Origin of the sequence: Streptomyces sp. NPDC004435 (assembly GCF_042873895.1) — a bacterium.
Classification (GTDB): Bacteria; Actinomycetota; Actinomycetes; order Streptomycetales; family Streptomycetaceae; genus Streptomyces.
On sequence record NZ_JBIAMB010000003.1, the window covers coordinates 116961 to 135724 of the forward strand.

The window sequence follows — 18764 nt, forward strand, 5'->3', positions numbered from 1 at the left end:
TCGAGGCGGGGGAGCCATCCAAGTGACCTTGCCGCCCGTTCGGCAACGCCCAGTGTTCCGTGAGGAGCCGTCATGTCGCTGCCACCCCTCCCCGACGACCCCGTCCTCACCGCCGACTTCACGTCCCCCGAGCAATGGGTCGCCGGGCGGTCATGGGCCTATCCGGACGGCGGTCCGGTCAATCCGCTCGACAACAAGCTGGACCATCTCGTGGAGGATCCCGCGTACAGCCGCTCCGGGGTCTTCCGGGCGACCCGCCGCCGTGACGGCCTCTGGGACAGCGGGCTGCTCACCACGGAGGGGAGCGCCGAGGGGTTCGAGGTGCGGGCCGGTGACGTGCTGGAGGCGCGGGTCCGGCTTCCGAAGGAGACGGGTGCCTGGCCCGCGATCTGGACCTGGCGCGACGGCGGGCAGGAGATCGACGTCTTCGAGTACCACCCGGACAACCCCGACCTCCTCGAGCTTTCCAACCGGGTGCGGGGCACGCACCTCTACCACCGCTCCCCCGCCGTCCGCCCCGGCGGCTGGGTGAAGCTGCGGACCGAGTTCGGCGCCCGGTCCGTCGTGTGGTGGGTGAACGGCGCGAAGGTGTTCTCGGACGGCAGGGGGGTGGGGCGCTCCTGGCACGCGAGCCTGATCGTCAACCTCTCGGTGTGCGCCGGTCGTTACCACCCCGCTCCCGACCCGGGGACGACCGAGATGTCCTTCGAGGTGTCCGAGCTGCGGGTGTTCCGCCCGGGCTGACGCCTTCCGGGAAGCGCCGCGGACCCGGGCCCGGGTCCGCGGGCGCCGTACCGCCGAGGCACCCCGCAGGCTGGTGGCGGACGGGGCACGCCTCCGGCAAGATCACCACATGATCTCAGTGGTGCAGAATGTGGCGATCGACTGCGCGGACGCGTACGCGCTGGCGCGGTTCTGGAGCGAGGTGACGGGTGCCCCGGTGGATCCGGAGGGCGAGCCGGGGGCACGCGAGACGCAGGTACCGCTGCCGGGCGGTCCCGTGCTGTACTTCAACGAGGTGCCAGAGCCGAAGACCGGCAAGAACCGGATCCATCTCTGCCTACGGCCGACGTCCACCCGCGACGCGGAGGTCGAGCGGCTGCTCGACCTCGGCGCGACGCTGGTCAACGATCTCCGGGAGCCGGAAGGTGCGGGCTGGGCCGTACTCGCGGATCCCGAGGGCAACGAGTTCTGCGTCCTGCGCAGCGACTCCGACCGCGCCGGGCAGAGCGACGGGGACGCACCCTAGGACTAGCCCGGCCGGTCATGTCACTACCCCGTGTGCGAGTCGCTCCTGTGGGCATGGGGCGGGGCGATCGTGGTGTTGGAGGTTCTGGCTCAGCCTTCGTGCACCGGCCACGGAGTGAGTGACGACTGAGGGTCTCCGGGCGGTATGCGAAGTCGCCCGAAAATGGACGGTTGTCAGTGCAGCTGGGCTGACAGTCCGGGCGGCTCTTGCCGGGGCCTCTGACGGCGTCCTCGCCGCCCGGTCACGGGTTGCCCGCTGCCTGCCGGAAGCGCGGGTTCGCCGTCCACGGCAACGAACTCTCCCAAGCCACGGGAAGCCTGCCGAGCAGGTCTAGGGTGTGGGGGTGTCTGCTCACGTCCATGCCCTGGCCCACAGACCGCTGACAGTCGTAGCGATCGCTGACTTCATCGACTACCTGTCCGAACCGCAGGTTCCTGAGGATGCCGTCGAGGAAGTGCTGGAGCGGCGCGGATGGAGCTGGGCGGACGATCTCGTCTGTGAATCCCTGCTCACCGACCACGGACACGTACTGTTCAGCGAGCGCCTCATACCCTTCGGGTTCCCTGACACACGCCACTTCCTGGTCTTCGGCGAGGTCTACCCCGTCGACGAGGACTACGACGAGATGACCAACGGCCCATGGCTGTTCCCCATCCTGGACGACTGGCAGAAACTGCCGGGCTGGACCGGGAAACGACCGGCCACGGTGGAGGACTGCGAAAGCGTTCTGACGAGCGCCGCTCAGGCCGTGACCGCATGCCTGGGGTCCACGCCGGAACGCACGATCGTCTCGGACGCGGCGGTCGTGACCGGTCCCGCCATGACCCACCGCATCTGGCGCACCCCCTCCCATGCCCTTGTCCTCGGGCCCCACGCCGACAACGGCCCCTACGGCTACCTCACCCACCTCCAACTGTCCCTCACACCGCTGACCTGCGCACCGGATCTGCCGACAGCGCACAACACCGACGACGTGAACCGGTGGATCACCGACCACGTCGACTGGTGACCCCGTCTCCGACGACAGAGCCGGGTCCCGGGCCGTGTCGGCGACGCATGCCGTGCCGACGGGCTCACGGTCGATCACGGCAGGCTTCACAACGGCCGTGACCGCCTGGACTACCCCGGGGCCCGTGCTGCCGCCATGGACTCAGGGGAGGTGGAGCAGGACCGGATGGACGCGTGCGTGCACGCGCTGACCGAGCTCGCCGACCCGGCCGCCGTGGCGACGACGGGCGGGGCGTATACGGACCACCGGATGGCCGGACGGTGGTGAGGCCGCCTCTCCCTAAGGTGCGGTGGTCATGTCGGTGCAGGGCGCTTCGGCGAAGCCCCGGTCGATCTCCTTCTTCCAGTGCGCGCCGACGACGTCTGTGGACTGGTCCGCGGGGACGGGCCGGGTGAAGCGGGCGAGCCACACGCCGTCCTCGGGGCCGATCACCGACACTTCGTACCGGCCGCCGGCCTGGACCTGCGCGGCCGCGCCCTCGGGGAGTCCGATCTCCGCCTCGGGCGGGAGGGTCCCCTTGAAGACGGCGAGCGTACGGGTCTTGAAGGTCTGCACGCCGGTGTCGTTGCCCTTGTCGACGAACCGGCCGGGTTCGAGGACGTCGACCAGGGCGAGGTTCTGGGCGCGGGCGGCCTCGGCCGCGTCCGAGCGGGTCTCCGCGCACAGCGACTCTACCCGCGTCGGGTCGTCCTGCTGGAAGTAGGCGAAGGCGCCGGCGCCGGCCGCGACGGCAGCCACGGTGGCGGCTCCGAGCACGAGCTTGTTCATCTCAGCCCCACAGTTTCTTGTAGTTGGCCTTGTCGACGTCAGGGATCCAGGTGAACTCGTAGCCGGGCGACGGAGCGTTCTTCCACAGCAGGGAGACGATCGCGTCGCTCTTGTGGCACAGCCCCAGGGCGTGCCCGAGCTCGTGGAGGGCGACGTACCGGAGCCGATCCCTGGAGGCGCCGCGGAGCTTCTGTCTGTTGAAGATGATGTAGTCCGTCGCCCCGATCGACCCATGGCGCTCGTAGCGGCCGAGCGGGGCGCCGGCGCTCGTGCCGAGGTCGGCGTCCTTGAACTCGACGTCGTTGGACGTGATCGCGGAATCCTCCACGATCTTGATCTTCGAGCCCCGGTACTGCCACGCCTTGATGGCGAACGTGCGGGCGTCGTCGTAGGACGTCTTGTCGGTCCAGCGGATCTCGCCGTCGTCGACGGCCGAGAAGCCCTTCGTCTCTCTCACTCCGTCGAGGCACGGGGCGGGCTGGACGACGGCGTACGCCGGACCCGGCGCGCTCGCGAACAGCACGAGAGCCATCGCGAAAAGGAGAAAGGGTAACCGATGCGATCTCACGCTGTGTAGCGTAGCGAGTACCCTATGCACCCTGGCGTGAACTTGCCATGCCGGCGGGGGCACCTGCCACCGGTATCGGAGCGAGCGGACAGCCCGGCCAGTCCGCGAACACGGAAAACGGCGTCGTCAGACCGCCGTGACACCCTGACGGGGCCCGGCGGCGCCCCCTCACCTCGAAACCGATACCGCCGCCGGGCACCCACCACCACACACCGGGGAGCATGCCATGGACGACTAGCGCCTCACCTGAACCCAGCAAGGCCGCGACGGCCGCCAGGCGTCCGCCGTGAAGTACAGCAAAACCGCCGCCCAGGACTACGCCGGCTGCAAGCGGGCGGAGCGCTGTCGGTGTAGGGGCGATGGCGTCGGCCTACGAGGGCAGAGCCCTGTGGCGAGGACGGTTGTAGGTCCCGTGTGACGATGCTTCACGGACCGGCCGTCTACCCGGCGAGTGCCGTTTCAGCGCCAGTGATCACCCCTTTCGATCACGTCCATGTCGATCACACCGTCTGTCCCTGTCCTGCGTGGCGGCGGCGCAGTTCTCCGTCACGAGGGCGCCACACTGACGCTGCGCCGCAGGGACCGGACAGCCCCGGCAATCCCTCCGTTCCGTTGTCCGTCACCCCTTGATACGTGTGGCAGCCACCATCGGGACCTTGCTGCTGTGGGCCGCCACGGCCGGCCTCATCTTCGTGTGGATGATGGCCGCCACCACGTGACGCGCGCGCAGCGCATGACGTCGTGACCGCTTACGCGAAAGGTTCTCCGACCCCACCCGGGCCTTCGAAGGCAAAGGCATGCCCGGGCGGTCCGTGTGCATCAGCGGGGCGACGCAGTGGGTTCGGCGGGAGGCACGGGGTGGGCTGCGAGGCGGCGGGCTTCGGCCGTGACCTCTGCATCGACCTGAGCTATTGCTTCGTCGCCGGGTTCGAGCATGCCGTACGCGTCATCGAGCTCGGCGAGCCGCTCAGTCAGGGACAGCTCGTGCCCGTAGCGACGGTGAACCCGGAAGGTCAGCTCCCAGGGCTTCAACTCGCCGGCGAGCATGCGCCGTGCGAGCGCCCGTACGGCGGCTTCTTGGCCAGCCGCGCCGCCGACCGGGTGGAGGGTGAGGCCGAGTTCGGCCAGTGCCGGGGGAAGCAGGTCGTGGACGTCGTAGTCCGCCTCGGCGCGCGTGCAGGCGGCGAGGATCCGAAGGGTGGGGGTGTCGAGTCCGGCGACGAGCGCGTCGCAGGCGGAATCGACCACCTCGCTCGCACTGATCTCCCCCACACTCCACAGGGCGGCATGGTCCTGTAGAGCGATTGCTGCTGCCTCGGTCGACGTCACTCGCCCATGATTCCTTTCACGGTGCGTTCCGGTCGAGCAGATGTCCTCGAAAGTGCCGCCCAGCGGCCTGTTCGCCCACGAGTCTGGCGCCGACCTCGACGGATACGTCTGCGGCGTGAACTGGCACGACCTGTACCCGAGAGCCAGCCTCCTTCCTGAGTCTCCGAGGCTACCCGCCACTGGTCGAAGGCTTTCGGGATCGACTTTCACGAGGGACGCATCGAAACCGACGCGCACAAGGTGACGTCGTTCTTGTCCGACCTTCAGGTGAGCGAGGTCCCGGACGGATACGCACACTTCGTCACGAGGTGGGGATCAGGGTTCATGTGATCTTGTAGGTGCCGTCTGTCCTGGTCGTTCTTCATGTCATGGTTCTGCACCGGGTGCGGACCGGTGCGCAGTGGCGTGACCTGCCCGACCGTTTCGGGCCGCGGAAGAACAACTGCGAACGCCCCCGCGCTCCGGGTTCAAAGGGCCCGGACTTGGCCTGGGACGACCGCGTATGAAAGCCGGACGGCATCGCGGCGCTCGGCAGCGCCGGCGTCGCAGCTCTCAACCTCTGGCTCCGCATGTGATCGCCCGGACAAGTACTAGCCGTCCGCTCGCATGCAGCGGAGGGGCTCGATGTCCGCCTTGGGGGCCCAGCCCTCCGTACCGGCGCGCAGCCCCGTCCGCGCGCGGTCGTCGAGGCGCACTCGGTACCAGTCGCCGGACTCCCGCAGGACGGTGACGTCGTCGCCTGTGCGCAGGGCGCCGAGGGAGGCGCGCGAGGCGCCGGGACCGTCGCGGAGGTGGAGCGTGCCGGCGGCCTCGTAGCCGCACGGATCGAACCCTCCGGGGGCGGCGGGGGTACCGGCGACGGCTGCCAGGAACACGGCCGTGAGCGCCACCCCGAGCATCGACGTCATGCGCATGCCCCCGCAAACCGTCCTCCCCGGGACAGGTCACGGACCTCGCGCGCATCTCACCCGTACGGGCGACCCTCCCGGGCCTGGCGCCCTACCGCTCACCGTCCTGGTGGTCCTCGCGCAGCATGCGGGCCGCTTCGGAGACGTGGTGGACCTGACCGGCCGACAGCCGTCGTGCCTCCCACACCAATGCCGCGGCGTCCCTGGCCTCCGGGGACGGCGGGGTCGGCGGCCGGTCCAGCACCACACCCGTCATGACGGCCAGCTCGCGGGCGTCGATGCCCAGCACGGCCGCGCAGTCCGTCACCAGGTGCGGGGTCAGCTCCTTGCCCCCGGCACCGATCACGCCGTAGGTGGGCGGCGACAGGTAGGTGGGCGTCACGTACGCGAGCGCGTGGGCGATGCCCCGCCAGTCGAGGTTGCGGTGCAGGAACATGCGGACGACCCAGCCGCCCGGTCCGTCGACGAGGGGCGCGCGGAGCTTCGGGGCGAAGGCGGCGCGTCGTTCCTCCTGCGGCAGGGCGCGCGCCAGGTCGAGGACTTCCTTGCGCTGCGCTTCGGGCAGCCGCGCCGTGTCCGTGACCATGCTGGTCACCGACGACGCGGCCTCGGCGTCCAGCGGCGCCAGGTCGTCCGGGACCGGCTGCCCCGCGAGGACGAACAGGTCGACGGCGTGGAAGCCCAGCGCGGGGCCGAGGCGTCGCAGCAGCGCGTGTCCGGGAGTCTCCCCCGCCAGCACCGCCCGGAGCTCGTCCTCCGTGACTCCGGCGCGGTCGGCCGCGTCCCGCGCGCCGAGCCCTCGGTGGTCCAGCAACCTCCCCAGCGTCGCGCCGAAGCCGTGGTCTCCGGTGGTGGTAGTGGTCGTCACTGTCGGGGCCTTTGGGGGGGGGAAGGGTGCTCGAGGGATGAGTGTTCGGGGGGGAGGGGTACGGGTCACGTCAGGAGGCGGTGGATCTCTCGCGCGGCGGCGGGGATGGGGCCGATGACCGGGACCTGGAAGCGGTGGCGGAGGGCTTCGGCGGCTTCGCCCAGGGGGCCGCCGCCGATGACGACCGCCGCCGCGCCGTCCTCCCGCACGCAGCGGTCGACGGCTTCGGCCAGCCGCTCCGTCATCTCGGCCGGACTCGCGGCCAGTCGGCGGGGGTCGCCGGGGGTGAGGCGGATGCCGGTGTACTGGGCGGACCAGCCGAGGCGGGTGACGCGGGCGTCGATCGCGGCGGCGAGTCCGGGGGTGGTGGTGGCGATGCCGAAGCGTCGGCCCGCCGCGCCCGCCTCCCGCATCGCGGCCTCGGCGATGCCGACGACCGGGACGGAGGTACGGGCGCGGAGGTCCTCGACGCCCGGGTCGCCGAAGGCGCTGACGACGAAGGCGGCCACGCGGTCGCCGGCCGGTCCGGCGAGGAGGCGGTCCGCCGCGTCGAGGACATGGCCCGCCGACGCACGCAGCACCTCCTCGTCGACGAGCATCGGCGGTCCCGCGGCGACGGTGACGCCATGGACGTCGTAGCCGTCCTCGGGGCGCAGGACGCGACGGGCGATGGCGGCCATCATCACGGTGGTGGCCCCGTCGGTGTTGGGGTTGATGAGTGCCACAAGGGTCATGCGCCCGCCTCCTTCTCCACGATGTCCCCCATTCTCGTCCTCGTCCTCGCGCTCCTTGGACCGGGCGGACGTCTCCGGCGGGAACTGGACGAGTACGGCGAGGCCGACGAACAGGGCGCCGAGGAGCTGGGCATGCCTTCACGCGCACACCCGTCCGTGCGGGCGGGCGTCAGGGTCGGCGTCCACGCGCTGCGTCACCGGGCCGTCCCGAGGAGGAGCCCCATGTTCCCCGCGTACCTGGCCCTTCGGTCCGTCGTGCGGAGTGACGGCGCCGGGCCCCGGTCGCGGCGGGCGCCAGCCCAAAGGCGTGGGGAGGACACAGCGTGGCTGCTCACCGGCGTGACCGGCTGGGTTCCGATGATGCCTGTCTCGGCTGGACCCCGCTGTTGGAGGCGGTCATCCTCGGCGAGGGCGCACGCCGGCGTACCAGGAGATCGTGGAGCTGCTCATCAGCGCGGGCGCCGCTCCCCACCTCCCGGGTCGTGGAGATGTCACCCCGCTCTCGGCCCCGACCTCCGGTCGGAGGGCGGGGCCGCACCTGTTTCAACCGGCCGCGGGAGTCCGGTCGGTGGCGCGTACCGCCGCGCGCGGGGGTGCGGTGCGGCGGGCGACCAGAGTGAGGGCGGCGGCCGCGGCGGCGACGCCCGCGCAGATCAGCCAGACCGTGACGTACGCCGATGCGGCCGGGGTGTCGGACGCCTGCGTGGCCGACGCGGTGAGGACGGCGGCCATCACGCCGCCGGCGACCGCGCCGCCGAGCGTCTTCACGTTGTTGTAGAGGGCGGTGGTGACTCCCGTCCGGGAGGGGTCGCTCGCCTCCGCGATCACGGTGGGCATGGCGCCGAGGGCGACGCCCAGGCCGAGTCCCGCGAGGATCTTCGCGGCGACGAGCTGCCAGATCGCGGTATGCAGGACGGCGGTGGTCAGGAAGCTCGCCGCGACCAGTGCGAAGGAGCCGGCGAGTGCGGGGACGTAGCCGGTCCGGCCCGCGATGCGGGCGGTGAGGGAGGCGGTGACGACGGCCGTCGCCGCGGCCGGGAGCGCCACCAGGGAGATCGACAGGGCGGAGAGCCCGAAGCCGTAGCCGGTGGTGGCGGGGTCTGCCGCCAGGAAGGTGGCGTCGGGTGCCTGGCCGCCGAAGTAGACGACGCCGAAGGCGAACGCGCAGAGGAAGAAGGGGGCTACTCGGCGGTCGGCGAGCGCCCGGACGTCCACGAGGGGTTCGGCCGTGCGGAGTTCGACGCGGGTCCAGACGACGCCGAGGAGGACCGCGAGGCCGAGCTGGATGAGGGCGGAAGGCCCGGGTCCGTCGTCCTGGGCGGCCGAGACGCCGGAGAGGAGGAGCAGCATCGTGGCGCTGAGCAGGACGGCGCCGGGCAGGTCGAGCCGCCCTCGGGCGAGGCGGCGCGACTCGGGGATGGCGAGGAAGGAGACCGGGACGCAGGCGACGGCCAGGACGACCGGCAGGAGGAGCGTGAGGCGGACGTCGTCGGTGAGTTCGTGGACGGCTCCGGTGAGGACACCGCCGAGGAGGGTGCCGAGTGCGAGGGCGCCGACGAGCCGGGCGATGGCGGAACGTGCCGGTCCGAGCGGCAGCCGGTCGCGTACGAGAGCGATCTCCAGCGGCAGCAGGGCGGCCAGCGGGCCGGTCAGGACGCGGCCGAGGAGCAGCACCTCCAGGTTGGGGGCGAGGGCGACGAGGAGGGTGCCGACGGCGACGGAGGCGAGCGCCCAGCGCAGGACCCTGCGGTGTCCGTGGAGGTCGCCGAGGCGGCCGAGGACGGGGACGCTGACGGCGGCGGCGAGCAGCTGCGCGGAGAGCACCCAGGTGAGGTCCGCGTCGCGGATGCCGAGTTCCCGGCCGATCTCCGGAAGCAGGGGGGCGATGCCGCCCTGGAGGAAGCCGCTGGTCAGCTCGAAGAGGACGAGAAGCCCGACGACCGCCCGGACGGATCCGGCACCGGTGTCTCCGACTCCGCCGTCTCCGGCCTCCGGAGTCGCGGTGTCCGGAGTCGCGGTGTCCGGGCCGGCGGAGGCGGGGCCGTCGGGGGCCGAGCTGTCGGAGGCGGAGCCATCGGAGGTCGGACGGTCGGAGGCGCAGCCGTCGGAGGCCGTGCGGTCGCAGGTGGGGGCGTCGGAGGCCGCACGATCCGGGGTCGGGACGTCCGAGGCCGCACGGCCCGGGGTCGGGCGGTCGGCGGCCGGACGGTCCGAGGTCGGGACGTCGGCGCCCGGGCGGTCCGAGGAGGGGAGGTCGGAGGCGGTCACGCGGGCTCCTCGGCGGCTTCCTGGAGGCGGCGGGCGGCGAGTTCGGCGAGCAGCACGGCGGCGTCGAGGACCGCGCGGTCGTCGAAGACGGCCTGGGGCGAGTGGTTCATGGGGGCGGTCGCGGGATCGCGGTCGGGCGGGCAGGCGCCGATCCCGAGGTAGGCCCCGGGGACCTCGCGCAGCACGAGGGAGAAGTCCTCGGAGCCGGTGAGCGGGCGCGGGGCCTCGAAGGCGCGGTCGGCGCCGAGGAGTCCCTGTGCGGTGCGGAGCGCGAAGGCGGCCTCGGCCGGGTCGTTCTCGGTGACCGGGTAGTTCTCGCGGTAGTCGAGGTCGGCCTCGACGCCGTGGGCCGCGGCGACGCCGTGGACCACGCGGGCGAAACCGGCGCGGACGGCGGCCTGGGTGGCGGTGGAGAAGGAGCGGACGGTCGCCTCCAGGACGGCCGTCTCCGGGATGACGTTGCCGGCCGAGCCGGCGTGCAGGGAGCCGACGGTGAGGACGGCGGGGTCGAACACGTCGACGGTGCGGGTGACCATCGTCTGGAGGGCGGTGACCATCTCGCAGACGGCGGGCACCGGGTCCTTCGCGGAGTGCGGCGCGGATCCGTGGCCGCCGGCGCCGCGGACGGTGAGGGTGACGGAGTCGGAGGCGGCCAGCATGGGGCCGGGGCGGACGGCCGCGTATCCGGTGGGGAGCAGGGTCGAGGTGACGTGCAGGGCGTACGCGGCGACGACGCGGCTGCCCGCCGCGTCGAGGACGCCCTCCTCGATCATCAGGCCGGCGCCGCCCATGCCCTCCTCTCCCGGCTGGAACATGAGGACGACGTCGCCGGGGAGTTCGTCGCGGCGGGCGGCGAGCAGCCGGGCCGCGCCGACGAGTCCGGCGGTGTGCAGGTCGTGGCCGCAGGCGTGCATGCGGCCGGGGACCTCGGAGGCGTACGGGACGCCGGTGTCCTCCTGGACGGGGAGGGCGTCCATGTCGCCGCGGAGGAGGACGGCGGGTCCCGGACGGCCGCCGCGCAGCACGGCCGTGACGGAGGTGAGCCGCTCGCCGAGGGTGATCTCCAGGGGCAGTCCGGCGAGGGCGTCGAGGACCGCGCGCTGGGTGCGCGGCAGGTCGAGGCCGAGTTCGGGCTCGCGGTGCAGGTCGTGCCGCAGGGCGATGAGGGGGTCGGCGATTGCCAGGGCGTCGCTGTGCGTGAACATGCCGGGTATAGTGCCGATCCGCCGGATGAACGCGATGCGCTTGCAGGGATCCGCCGAAGTGCTGTGATCGTTTGCGCGAATGAGCCGTTTCGGGAACGGAGTGGTGGGCGTGCTCGACGAGCTGGACTATCTGCTGGTGACGGCGCTCCAGGTGGCTCCGCGCGCCGACTGGCAGACCGTGGGCGAGGCGCTGGGGCTCGACGCCTCGACCGTGGCGCGCCGCTGGGCGCGGCTGACCCGGGCCGGGAACGCCTGGATCAGCGTCCATCCGGCGGTCCGGGCGCAGGCGCCCGCCGTGGTCGCCTTCATCGAGGTGGACTGCGCGGCCGGCCGGCTGCACGAGGTCGCGGCGGAGATCGCCGAGGATCCGCACGTGTTCAATCTGGAGCACGTCAGCGGCGGCCGGGACCTGTTGGTGACCGCCGTCTTCGCCGACCAGGCCGAGCTCGCCCGGTACGTGGGCTTCCGGCTGGGCGCGCTGGCCGGGGTGGCGGCGTCCCGGACGCAGGTGGCGACCACCCTGCACACCGAGGGGAGCCGGTGGCGGCTGGACCGGCTGACCGAGGAGCAGCGGCGGCGGCTCGCGGGCCCCGACCGGCCGGGTCCGGCCCGGCCCGGGGGCGGTCGGCTGCTGGAGGAGCGCGATCTGGAGCTCGTACGGGTGCTGAGCGAGGATCCGCGGCAGTCGGCGGCGCGGCTGGCGGAGCGGACCGGGCTCAGTCCGACGACGGTACGGCGGCGGCTCGACCGGCTGGAGGCGGAGCACGCGCTGGTGTACCGGTGCGAGGTGGCGCGGGCCCTGTCGGGGTGGCCGGTGTCGGTGTCTCTGTGGGCGGCGGTGCCGCAGAGCCGGGCGCCGCGGCTCGCGGAGCGGATCAGCGCGCTGCGCGAGATCCGGCTGTGCGCGTCGCTGTCGGGGCCGTACAACCTGCTGCTGGCGGCCTGGCTGCGGTCGGTGGACGACATCGCGCCGTTCGAGACGCGGCTGGCCGAGCGCTTCCCCGAACTGGTGGTCACCGACCGGGCTCTGACGCTCTGGCCGATGAAGCTGGGCGGTCATCTGCTCGATCCCCGGGGGCGACACCTGCGGGCGGTGCCGCTCGGGCAGTGGAGCGACGCGCGCTCCGAGGCCGCGGAGTCCGCGCTCCTCGACCGGCTCCGGACCCCGCGACGGCAGGCTGCATCGGGGGCGGGGTCGGCGGGGGCCTGAAGCCCTCCGGGAGACACCTGGCCCAGCGGGTGTGCGGAGCCCCTTGGAGACGCTTGGGTCAGTAGGGGTCCGAAGCCCCCTGGAGACGCTTGAGACAGCGGGTGATCGAAGCCTCCTGGAGACGTGAGTCAGCGGCTGTTCGGAGGCCCGGGAGACGTGTGAGTCAGCCGAGGACCGAAGCCCCCCGGGAAGCGCCGGGGTCGGTGGGGGTGTCCGACGCCCGCCGGGCCGCGGCCGCGGATCCCAGGGCCGCGACGATCTCCTTGAAGACCGCGATCTTTTCCGGGTTGCGCCGGGCACCCCACAGCACGGCCCGGTCGCGGGCCTGGAGGGTCGGGGTGGCGCCGCGGGCGAGGAGGTGGTGGACGACGTCGGTACGGGGCATGCCGGCCGCCCATTCGAGGGGGGTCATGTCATGCCGCCGCTCCTCCAGGTCCGCGCCGAACTCCAGGAGCAGGTCGATCAGGGCAGGGCATCGCCGAGGGTGCCGGTGGCGGCGTGGACGAGGGGGACCCAGCCGAAGCGGGTCTGGGGGCCGGTCGGGGCGCCCGCGGCGAGCAGGAGCCGTACCACGTCGGTGTGCCCCCGACCGACGGCGATGGTGAGCGGGGTCTGGTCGCCGTCGTACTCCCCGACGAGCCGCGCCGGTTCCGCACCGGCCCGGAGGAGCAGGTCGACCACCGCCGCGTGGCCCGGGTGCACGGCGGCCTCCAGCGCCATGACGCGCCCGCCGCCCGGGTCGTCGGGTGCGACGCCCTCGCGCAGGAGCCGCTCCACCGTCGCAGTGTCGCCGTCCCGGGCGGCCTCGACCAGCAGATCCGCGGGGTGGGTCGGCCCGTCCTGCACGTGCTGCGCGCCCTGCCCGTCCTGCTCACTCTGAACGTCGGCTTTCTCTGCTCGCCCTGCTCGCCCTGCTCGCCCATGCGGATGATCATCCCGCACGGGACGGCTCCCCGAGCCGTGCCCGGTTCGTCACGCGCGGCCTCTTCCACCCGCACCCTACCGAGCGGTAACGTGCGGGCCCGTCCACAGCCTTGGGGGAATCGCATGGGTGCAGTCACGGCGTTCGATCCGGTGGCCGAGCACGAGCGGACGCGGGTCGCGCTGGAGGCCGCGATCGGGCGGCTGGTCGCGTTGACGGACGGGATCGGCGACCTGGAGGTGCCGTCGGGGGTGCCGGTGTGGTCCGTCGGGGACGTCGGGGCGCATCTCGCCGCCGTGTACCTGGCGTACGGGGCCGCGATCCCCGACGCGCGGAGCGGCGAGGCCACCGAGGGCATCGACTGGGACGCCGTCCTGGCCGGGCGGGACGGGACGTTCGGCGAACGGATCGCCGCCGTGAACGCCCTGTCCGTCGGGCTCGTCGCCGGGGCGGAGCGGAAGCGGCTGGGCGCGATCCTGGCCGGGCGTGGCGCCGCCTTCCTCCGGGACTCGGCGGGCCTCGCACCCGACACGCCGGTGCCCTCGCCCTGGTACGGGCCCGGCCGGACGGTCCCGCTGGCGGCGGCGACGGGCCTGATGCTCAGCGAAACCCTGGTCCACGGTCTCGACATGGCGCGGGGTGCGCGCAGGCCGTGGGCCCTCACCTCCGAGGAGGCGTCCCTGGTCATCGGGCAGGCGATGGTGACGATGATGCCGCTCGCCCTCGACGCCGAGAAGGCCCGCGGGGTACGCATCGCCTTCGACCTCGCCCTGAAGAGCGGCCCGCGGCTCGCCGTCGTGGTGGAGGACGGTGCCGCCACGGTGACCCGGGACCCGGCGCCCCGCCCGTACGACTGCCGGATCACCGCGGCCCCGGCGGCGTTCCTGCTCGTCTCCTTCGGCCGCATGCCGCTCTGGAAGGCGATCGCCCTGGGCCGGATGCGGGCCGGCGGCCGCAGGCCGTGGCTCGCCACGCGCCTGAGCGAGCTCATCACGGCGCCGTGAGGCCGGGGTCGTCCGGGGTCAGACGCCGGTGAAGGGCCAGGAGTCGATGTCCTGGTAGCGGACCGGGGCCGGGCCCCGGGCGTAGTCGCTGCCGACGAGGTGGAGGCGGGCGGTCGGCCAGGGGCGGCCGGTGAAGCCGTCGAGGACGCCGGCCGCGTCCGGAACGCTGCTGAGGTCGCCGCGCCGGGCCCGGGCCAGGGTCAGGTGCGGGCGCAGCGGGCGCCCCTCGTAGGGGATGCCGGTTTCCTTGACGAGGGTGCGGACCTCGTCGGCGAGGCGGTGCAGGCCGGCGACCTCGCCGTCGATGCCGCTCCACAGGACGCGGGAGTCGAAGTGGCCGCCGTCCCGGAGGGAGAGGTCGAGGGGACGGCGGGCGGCGGCGAGCTCCGCAAGGGGGTCGTGCAGGAGGGCCACGGCGGTGGTGGGCAGCTCGCCGAGGAAGGCGAGGGTGATGTGCCAGTCCTCGATCCGGTTCCAGCGCATGCCGGGGTGGGCCGCGTAGGCGGGTGCCAGGGCGCGGGCGAGTTCGTCCTTGGCGTCGTCGGGCGGTGCCAGGGCGATGAAGGCGCGGATGGTGGCGGGCTGGGTCGAGTCGTTCACAGGACTCTTCGTACCGTGCCGCGGCCCGAGCCTCGCGGGCGGGTCCCGGTACGGGGGGGGCCGCCGGTCGTGTACGGGGGCGATGGCGGACGGTCGTGTACGAGGGCGATGGCGACCGGTCGCGTACGGGGGCCGGCCCCGCTCTCCGTACCGGCGGATGCCCCGTACCACCGGCCACGGCCCCGGCGTGCCGGCGGATGCCGCCCGTACACCGCCGGCCATGGCCCCCGTTCCGGCTGATCAGCCCCTGCGCGTCACCAGTCGCCGTCCGCGATCGGCGCGCCGCCCGGCGGGGGCGGCGGGGGGCCGAGCGGCTTGACCTGGTACGGAGAGGGCGGAGTCCACGGGTCGAGGTCGTCGCCCAGCCACTCGCCCACGGGCTTCACGTCGGCGAGGGGGCCGGAAGGGGCGAGGTCGGTGCCGTCGGCGTCGAAGTAGTCGTACCAGGGCAGGCCCGCGCGCGTGTAGGCGGCGCGGTCGACGGGCGACGGCGGGGGCTCCTCGCCCGTGATGCGGCGCCACTCGGGCGGGGTCACCAGATGGACGAAGACGCGCGCGTCGGCGGTGTCGGACCAGTCCCGGGCCGGACGGTCGTCCTTGTACACCTCCTGGCGCATGGTGCCGCCCGCGCCGATGCCCATCGCGGCGGCGGCCCGCGGCGCGCCCGCCGGGGCGGCCATCGGCATCGCCGGGGCGCCGCCGTAGCCGCCGAAGGACGGCGCGGGCGGGGGGCCCGCGGCGAGCAGCCGGGCCCGCTCCTCGGCCTGGCGGCGCCGCTCCTCCGCGAGCCGACGCTGCTCCTCGCGCCAGGCGGCACGGGGCTTCGGGGCCAGCGGGAACGCCTGGAGCTGGAGGCCGCCGACGGTCTCCTCGCCGGTGACCTGGCCCTCGACGGTGGCGCCCATGCCGAGCGGGACGGCGACGAACTGACGCACCGTGCCCTTGCCCGAGTTGATGCCGTCGAGCCACGGCTGGCGGGGCAGCACCACGTAGTTCTGCGGGCGCCGGGAGAGCCGCCCGGTCCACTTCTCGCCGGAGATCGCGCAGACCTTGCCGACGCCGACCTGGAGCGCTGTGGGCTCCGGGCTGCCGGCGAAGCTGAGCCACATCGCCTCGCGGAGGTAGACCGGCATCATCACGCCGCCCTTGGCGCGCCACTGTTCGGGCACGGTGTCGAGGTGGTCCTCGACCCGGCGGAGCGGGAAGGTGCCGAGCCCCGGGGGCAGGCCGTGCGTCCCGGTCTCCGGCAGCCGGAGCGTGCGGACGAACCGCACCCGCACCCCGTCCCCCAGCAGCAGGCTGTCCCCGTCGATCCTCGCCTCGTTGGCGACCACCGTGTCTCCCCTCGTCCCGTCGCATCCGTCCCCTGTTACACGTTCGGCCACGGCGGCCGGTTCCCGACGGGTGCCCCCCGGGCTCGGCGGGGGCGCGGCTTGTCGCGGGCACCGGTCGGCGCTATCTTGCATTGCATGGTTCCTGGTAACGCAAAGAACGAGGCGGGGGGCAGGGTCCCCAGTCAGCTCCGCAAGGGAGTGCTGGAGTACTGCGTCCTCGCGCTGCTCAGGGACGAACCGAAGTACGGCGTGGAACTCCTCGCCGAACTCGCCGCGGTCAGCGTGATGACCACGAGTCAGGGCACGATCTACCCCCTGCTGTCGCGGTTGCGGCGGGAGGGGCTCGTCGACACGGAGCTGCGCGAGTCCCCCAGCGGGCCGCCGCGCCGCTACTACGCGCTCACGGCCCTCGGCCGGACCGCGCTCGCCGAGTTCGCCGGGGCGTGGCCGCACTTCCGGAACGCCGTCGACCACTTCCTCAACGACCCGCAGGGGGACCCCGCATGAACGCCATCGACCACCCGCTCGTCGCGGCCTACCTCGACTCCGTGGCCCGCGAGACCGCCCCGCTCCCGGCCGACCGCCGGGCCGAACTCCTCGCCGACCTGCGCGAGCACATCGAGGTGAGCGACGCCCGGGACGACGCCGGGATCCGCGCGGTCCTCGCCGAGCTGGGGGACCCCCGTACGGTGGCCGCCTCCGCCCTCGCGGAGGAGGAACCGAGCGCCGTCGCCGCCCCCGCGCCGACCGGCCCGCTCTCCGGCCGTCAGGTCGGCCGGCTCGTCGCGGTGCTCCCCGCGCTCGGCGGCCTGCTGGTCCTGGCCTCCCCGTTCGCGGGCACGCTCGTCCTGGCGATCGGAATCGCGCTGCTGTGGAAGACGCCGCTGTGGAGCGCCCGGCACAAGCTCATCGGCACGGCCACGGCCGTGGCCGTGCCGGCGCTGCTCGTCCTCGGCGGGCTGCTCCTCGCCGGCGGCCGGCTCGGCCCGGTGGAGGTACTGCTGATCGGCGTGTTCGCGGTCGGCGTGCCGGTCTCCGGCGTGCTGACCCTCCTGCGGGCACTCCGCGACTGACGGATCCCGGAGCGGCACCGTGCGGAGCCCCGGGGCGGCACGACCGTGCGGAACCCCGGAGCGGGGGGCCACCGGTGCGGAAACCCCCGAACCGGCACCACCGTGCGGAACCCCGGAGCGGAACCCCGGGGCGGGCCAACGGAGCGGGGCCGCCAGGGCCGGGCCGCCGGTGCGGGGCCGCCAGGGCCGAGCCACCGGAGCGGGGCCGCCTACTCCTCGCGGTCGCCGGGTTCAGGCTCCGCCGCGGACGCGGACGGCCGTGTCGCGGAGCCAGTGGGCGCTGCGCTTGGGGATGCGCGCCTGGGTGTCGTAGTCGACGCGGACCAGGCCGAAGCGCGCGGCGTAGCCGTAGGCCCACTCGAAGTTGTCGAGGAGCGACCAGGCCAAGTAGCCGCGGACGTCGGCGCCGGCCTCGCGGGCGCGGGCGACGGCGGCGAGATGGGCGGAGAGGTAGGCGGTGCGGTCCCGGTCGTCGACGAAACCGCCGGCGTCCGGAGCGTCCTCGTAGGCGGCGCCGCTCTCGGTGACCACCATGGGGGTGCCGGGGTAGTCGCGGGCGATGCGGAGCAGCAGGTCGGTGAGGTCGTGGGGCATGACCTCCCAGCCGAGGCCGGTGACCGGCAGGTCGCCGTGCGGCAGGCCCCGGGTGACGGGGCGGCCCCGGGCGTCCGTGTCCGCGCCGTTCTCGTCCGTGCCCGAACTGCGCATCGAGCGGTAGTAGTTGACGCCGAGGGTGTCGATCGGGGTGGCGATGGCGGCCAGGTCGCCGTCGCGGACCGGGATCTCGATCCCATGGGCGGCGAGGTCGCCGATCAGGTCCTCCGGGTAGGCGCCGCGCAGGATCGGGTCGAGGTAGAAGCGGAAGCCGAAGGCGTCGGCGCGGCGGGCGGCCTCGCGGTCGGCCGGGGTGTCGGTGGCGGGGGCGCTGGTGCCGAGGAGGTGGGTGACGGCGAGGTCGAGCGGGCGTCGGGCGTCGGCGCGCAGTCTGCGGGCGGCGAGGCCGTGGGCGAGGTGGAGGTGGTGCACGGCGGCGACGCCGTCGGCGAGGGACCGCCCGCCGGGCGCGTGGACGCCCTCGACGTGACCGAGGACCGCCGAACAGAACGGCTCGTTGAGGGTCGTCCAGTGGGTGACCCGGTCGCCGAGCCGGTCGTGGACGAGCGCCACGTAGTCGGCGAACCGGTGGGCGGTGTCCCGGGCGGTCCAGCCGCCGGCGTCCTGGAGCTCCTGCGGCAGGTCCCAGTGGTAGAGGGTGAGCCAGGGGGTGATGCCCCGGGCGAGGAGTTCGTCGGTCAGCCGGTCGTAGAAGGCGAGTCCCTTCGCGTTGGCGGGGCCGCGTCCGCCGGGCTGGACGCGCGGCCAGGAGACGGAGAAGCGGTACGTGTCGAGGCCGAGCTCCGCCATGAGGGCGACGTCCTCGGGCATGCGGTGGTAGTGGTCGCAGGCGGTGTCCCCGGTGTCCGCGTTGTCGACGGCTCCGGGCACGCGGCAGAAGGTGTCCCAGATGGAGGCGGTGCGGCCGTCCTCGGCGGCGGCACCCTCGATCTGGTAGGCGGAGGTGGCGGCGCCGATGCGGAAGCCGGGCGGGAGCCGGGCGATCAGGGCGTCGTCGGCGGGGAAGCGGTCGGGCGAGAGCGTGGCGGCGGACAGGTCGGCGGACGGCACGGGCACCTCCGGGTGTGGGCCGCACGGGGGCGGCCCGGGCGCCGCGATCG

The 18764-nt window shown here is 73.6% G+C and carries 21 protein-coding genes; 8 read left to right on the plus strand and 13 right to left on the minus strand.

Translation table 11 applies throughout. The features are described from left to right. Positions 1-72 precede the first annotated feature (72 nt). The 4 genes from ACFYT9_RS06095 (at position 73) to ACFYT9_RS06110 (ending at position 2525) form a co-directional block, all read left to right on the plus strand. The gene (locus ACFYT9_RS06095) at positions 73-744 is read left to right on the plus strand and encodes a beta-glucanase (RefSeq protein ID WP_376604674.1); all 672 of its coding nucleotides are present in this window, start codon (positions 73-75) and stop codon (positions 742-744) included. Between the two features lie 109 nt (positions 745-853). After that, entirely contained in the window at positions 854-1249 is a 396-nt protein-coding gene (locus tag ACFYT9_RS06100; RefSeq protein WP_389161238.1) for a VOC family protein, read from the plus strand. Positions 1250-1592: 343 nt separating this feature from the next. Next, positions 1593-2258, plus strand: a complete 666-nt coding sequence (locus tag ACFYT9_RS06105) for a hypothetical protein (protein WP_389161240.1) — start codon at positions 1593-1595, stop codon at positions 2256-2258. 135 nt (positions 2259-2393) lie between these two features. Next, a complete protein-coding gene (locus ACFYT9_RS06110; protein ID WP_389161242.1) occupies positions 2394-2525 on the plus strand; it encodes a hypothetical protein in 132 nt (43 codons plus the stop codon). Between the two features lie 12 nt (positions 2526-2537). On the opposite strand, the gene ACFYT9_RS06115 is transcribed toward ACFYT9_RS06110, so the two are convergent. The 8 genes from ACFYT9_RS06115 to ACFYT9_RS06150 form a co-directional block, all read right to left on the minus strand. Beyond that, positions 2538-3026 (minus strand): hypothetical protein, encoded by a 489-nt coding sequence (locus ACFYT9_RS06115; protein ID WP_387276847.1) that lies wholly within the window; start codon positions 3024-3026, stop codon positions 2538-2540. Position 3027: 1 nt separating this feature from the next. After that, positions 3028-3558, minus strand: coding sequence for a matrixin family metalloprotease (locus tag ACFYT9_RS06120; RefSeq protein ID WP_389161243.1), 531 nt, complete (start codon positions 3556-3558; stop codon positions 3028-3030). An 855-nt stretch (positions 3559-4413) separates the two neighbouring features. Further along, positions 4414-4866: a hypothetical protein gene (locus ACFYT9_RS06125; protein WP_389161245.1), complete on the minus strand. Its 453-nt coding sequence runs from the start codon at positions 4864-4866 to the stop codon at positions 4414-4416. 647 nt (positions 4867-5513) lie between these two features. Further along, positions 5514-5837: an SH3 domain-containing protein gene (locus ACFYT9_RS06130; RefSeq protein WP_387276839.1), complete on the minus strand. Its 324-nt coding sequence runs from the start codon at positions 5835-5837 to the stop codon at positions 5514-5516. An 85-nt stretch (positions 5838-5922) separates the two neighbouring features. After that, positions 5923-6699 (minus strand): hypothetical protein, encoded by a 777-nt coding sequence (locus ACFYT9_RS06135; protein WP_389161247.1) that lies wholly within the window; start codon positions 6697-6699, stop codon positions 5923-5925. A gap of 65 nt (positions 6700-6764) precedes the next feature. After that, entirely contained in the window at positions 6765-7433 is a 669-nt protein-coding gene (locus tag ACFYT9_RS06140) for an aspartate/glutamate racemase family protein (protein WP_389161249.1), read from the minus strand. Between the two features lie 543 nt (positions 7434-7976). Further along, positions 7977-9701, minus strand: coding sequence for an MFS transporter (locus ACFYT9_RS06145; protein ID WP_389161251.1), 1725 nt, complete (start codon positions 9699-9701; stop codon positions 7977-7979). Beyond that, positions 9698-10906 carry a M20 family metallopeptidase gene (locus ACFYT9_RS06150; RefSeq protein ID WP_389161253.1) on the minus strand — a complete coding sequence of 403 codons (1209 nt, stop codon included), beginning with the start codon at positions 10904-10906 and terminating at the stop codon, positions 9698-9700. The genes ACFYT9_RS06145 and ACFYT9_RS06150 overlap by 4 nt, the downstream gene beginning before the upstream one ends. Before the next feature lie 79 nt (positions 10907-10985). On the opposite strand from ACFYT9_RS06150, the gene ACFYT9_RS06155 reads away from it, so the two are divergent. Further along, entirely contained in the window at positions 10986-12116 is a 1131-nt protein-coding gene (locus ACFYT9_RS06155; protein ID WP_389161255.1) for an Lrp/AsnC family transcriptional regulator, read from the plus strand. Between the two features lie 163 nt (positions 12117-12279). On the opposite strand, the gene ACFYT9_RS06160 is transcribed toward ACFYT9_RS06155, so the two are convergent. Both ACFYT9_RS06160 and ACFYT9_RS06165 read right to left on the minus strand, forming a co-directional pair. Next, a complete protein-coding gene (locus ACFYT9_RS06160) occupies positions 12280-12528 on the minus strand; it encodes a hypothetical protein (RefSeq protein ID WP_389161257.1) in 249 nt (82 codons plus the stop codon). 50 nt (positions 12529-12578) lie between these two features. Continuing rightward, the gene (locus tag ACFYT9_RS06165; protein WP_389161258.1) at positions 12579-12962 is read right to left on the minus strand and encodes an ankyrin repeat domain-containing protein; all 384 of its coding nucleotides are present in this window, start codon (positions 12960-12962) and stop codon (positions 12579-12581) included. A 201-nt stretch (positions 12963-13163) separates the two neighbouring features. Here ACFYT9_RS06165 and ACFYT9_RS06170 point away from each other — a divergent pair, with 201 nt between their 5' ends. Beyond that, the gene (locus tag ACFYT9_RS06170) at positions 13164-14042 is read left to right on the plus strand and encodes a maleylpyruvate isomerase N-terminal domain-containing protein (RefSeq protein WP_389161260.1); all 879 of its coding nucleotides are present in this window, start codon (positions 13164-13166) and stop codon (positions 14040-14042) included. A gap of 18 nt (positions 14043-14060) precedes the next feature. On the opposite strand, the gene thpR is transcribed toward ACFYT9_RS06170, so the two are convergent. Both thpR and ACFYT9_RS06180 read right to left on the minus strand, forming a co-directional pair. Beyond that, positions 14061-14642 (minus strand): RNA 2',3'-cyclic phosphodiesterase, encoded by a 582-nt coding sequence (gene thpR / locus ACFYT9_RS06175; RefSeq protein WP_389161261.1) that lies wholly within the window; start codon positions 14640-14642, stop codon positions 14061-14063. Between the two features lie 254 nt (positions 14643-14896). After that, complete coding sequence (locus tag ACFYT9_RS06180; RefSeq protein WP_387275440.1) at positions 14897-15976, minus strand: hypothetical protein; 1080 nt, start codon at positions 15974-15976, stop codon at positions 14897-14899. Positions 15977-16111: 135 nt separating this feature from the next. Here ACFYT9_RS06180 and ACFYT9_RS06185 point away from each other — a divergent pair, with 135 nt between their 5' ends. Both ACFYT9_RS06185 and ACFYT9_RS06190 read left to right on the plus strand, forming a co-directional pair. Continuing rightward, positions 16112-16483 (plus strand): PadR family transcriptional regulator, encoded by a 372-nt coding sequence (locus ACFYT9_RS06185; RefSeq protein WP_387275438.1) that lies wholly within the window; start codon positions 16112-16114, stop codon positions 16481-16483. Beyond that, on the plus strand, positions 16480-17049 hold the full coding sequence (locus tag ACFYT9_RS06190) for an HAAS signaling domain-containing protein (RefSeq protein ID WP_389161263.1): 570 nt from the start codon (positions 16480-16482) through the stop codon (positions 17047-17049). The genes ACFYT9_RS06185 and ACFYT9_RS06190 overlap by 4 nt, the downstream gene beginning before the upstream one ends. A 231-nt stretch (positions 17050-17280) precedes the next feature. Here ACFYT9_RS06190 and ACFYT9_RS06195 read toward each other — a convergent pair whose 3' ends face one another. Continuing rightward, positions 17281-18699: a GH1 family beta-glucosidase gene (locus ACFYT9_RS06195; protein WP_389161656.1), complete on the minus strand. Its 1419-nt coding sequence runs from the start codon at positions 18697-18699 to the stop codon at positions 17281-17283. Between the last annotated feature and the right edge of the window lie 65 nt (positions 18700-18764).

Coding starts and splice junctions, on each gene's coding strand:
- ACFYT9_RS06095 (WP_376604674.1), top strand. CDS start 73: ATGTCGCTGCCACCCCTCCCCGACGACCCCGTCCTCACCGCCGACTTC.
- ACFYT9_RS06100 (WP_389161238.1), top strand. CDS start 854: ATGATCTCAGTGGTGCAGAATGTGGCGATCGACTGCGCGGACGCGTAC.
- ACFYT9_RS06110 (WP_389161242.1), top strand. CDS start 2,394: ATGGACTCAGGGGAGGTGGAGCAGGACCGGATGGACGCGTGCGTGCAC.
- ACFYT9_RS06115 (WP_387276847.1), bottom strand. CDS start 3,026: ATGAACAAGCTCGTGCTCGGAGCCGCCACCGTGGCTGCCGTCGCGGCC.
- ACFYT9_RS06120 (WP_389161243.1), bottom strand. CDS start 3,558: ATGGCTCTCGTGCTGTTCGCGAGCGCGCCGGGTCCGGCGTACGCCGTC.
- ACFYT9_RS06130 (WP_387276839.1), bottom strand. CDS start 5,837: ATGCGCATGACGTCGATGCTCGGGGTGGCGCTCACGGCCGTGTTCCTG.
- ACFYT9_RS06140 (WP_389161249.1), bottom strand. CDS start 7,433: ATGACCCTTGTGGCACTCATCAACCCCAACACCGACGGGGCCACCACC.
- ACFYT9_RS06150 (WP_389161253.1), bottom strand. CDS start 10,906: ATGTTCACGCACAGCGACGCCCTGGCAATCGCCGACCCCCTCATCGCC.
- ACFYT9_RS06155 (WP_389161255.1), top strand. CDS start 10,986: ATGAGCCGTTTCGGGAACGGAGTGGTGGGCGTGCTCGACGAGCTGGAC.
- ACFYT9_RS06160 (WP_389161257.1), bottom strand. CDS start 12,528: ATGACCCCCCTCGAATGGGCGGCCGGCATGCCCCGTACCGACGTCGTC.
- ACFYT9_RS06170 (WP_389161260.1), top strand. CDS start 13,164: ATGGGTGCAGTCACGGCGTTCGATCCGGTGGCCGAGCACGAGCGGACG.
- ACFYT9_RS06185 (WP_387275438.1), top strand. CDS start 16,112: ATGGTTCCTGGTAACGCAAAGAACGAGGCGGGGGGCAGGGTCCCCAGT.
- ACFYT9_RS06190 (WP_389161263.1), top strand. CDS start 16,480: ATGAACGCCATCGACCACCCGCTCGTCGCGGCCTACCTCGACTCCGTG.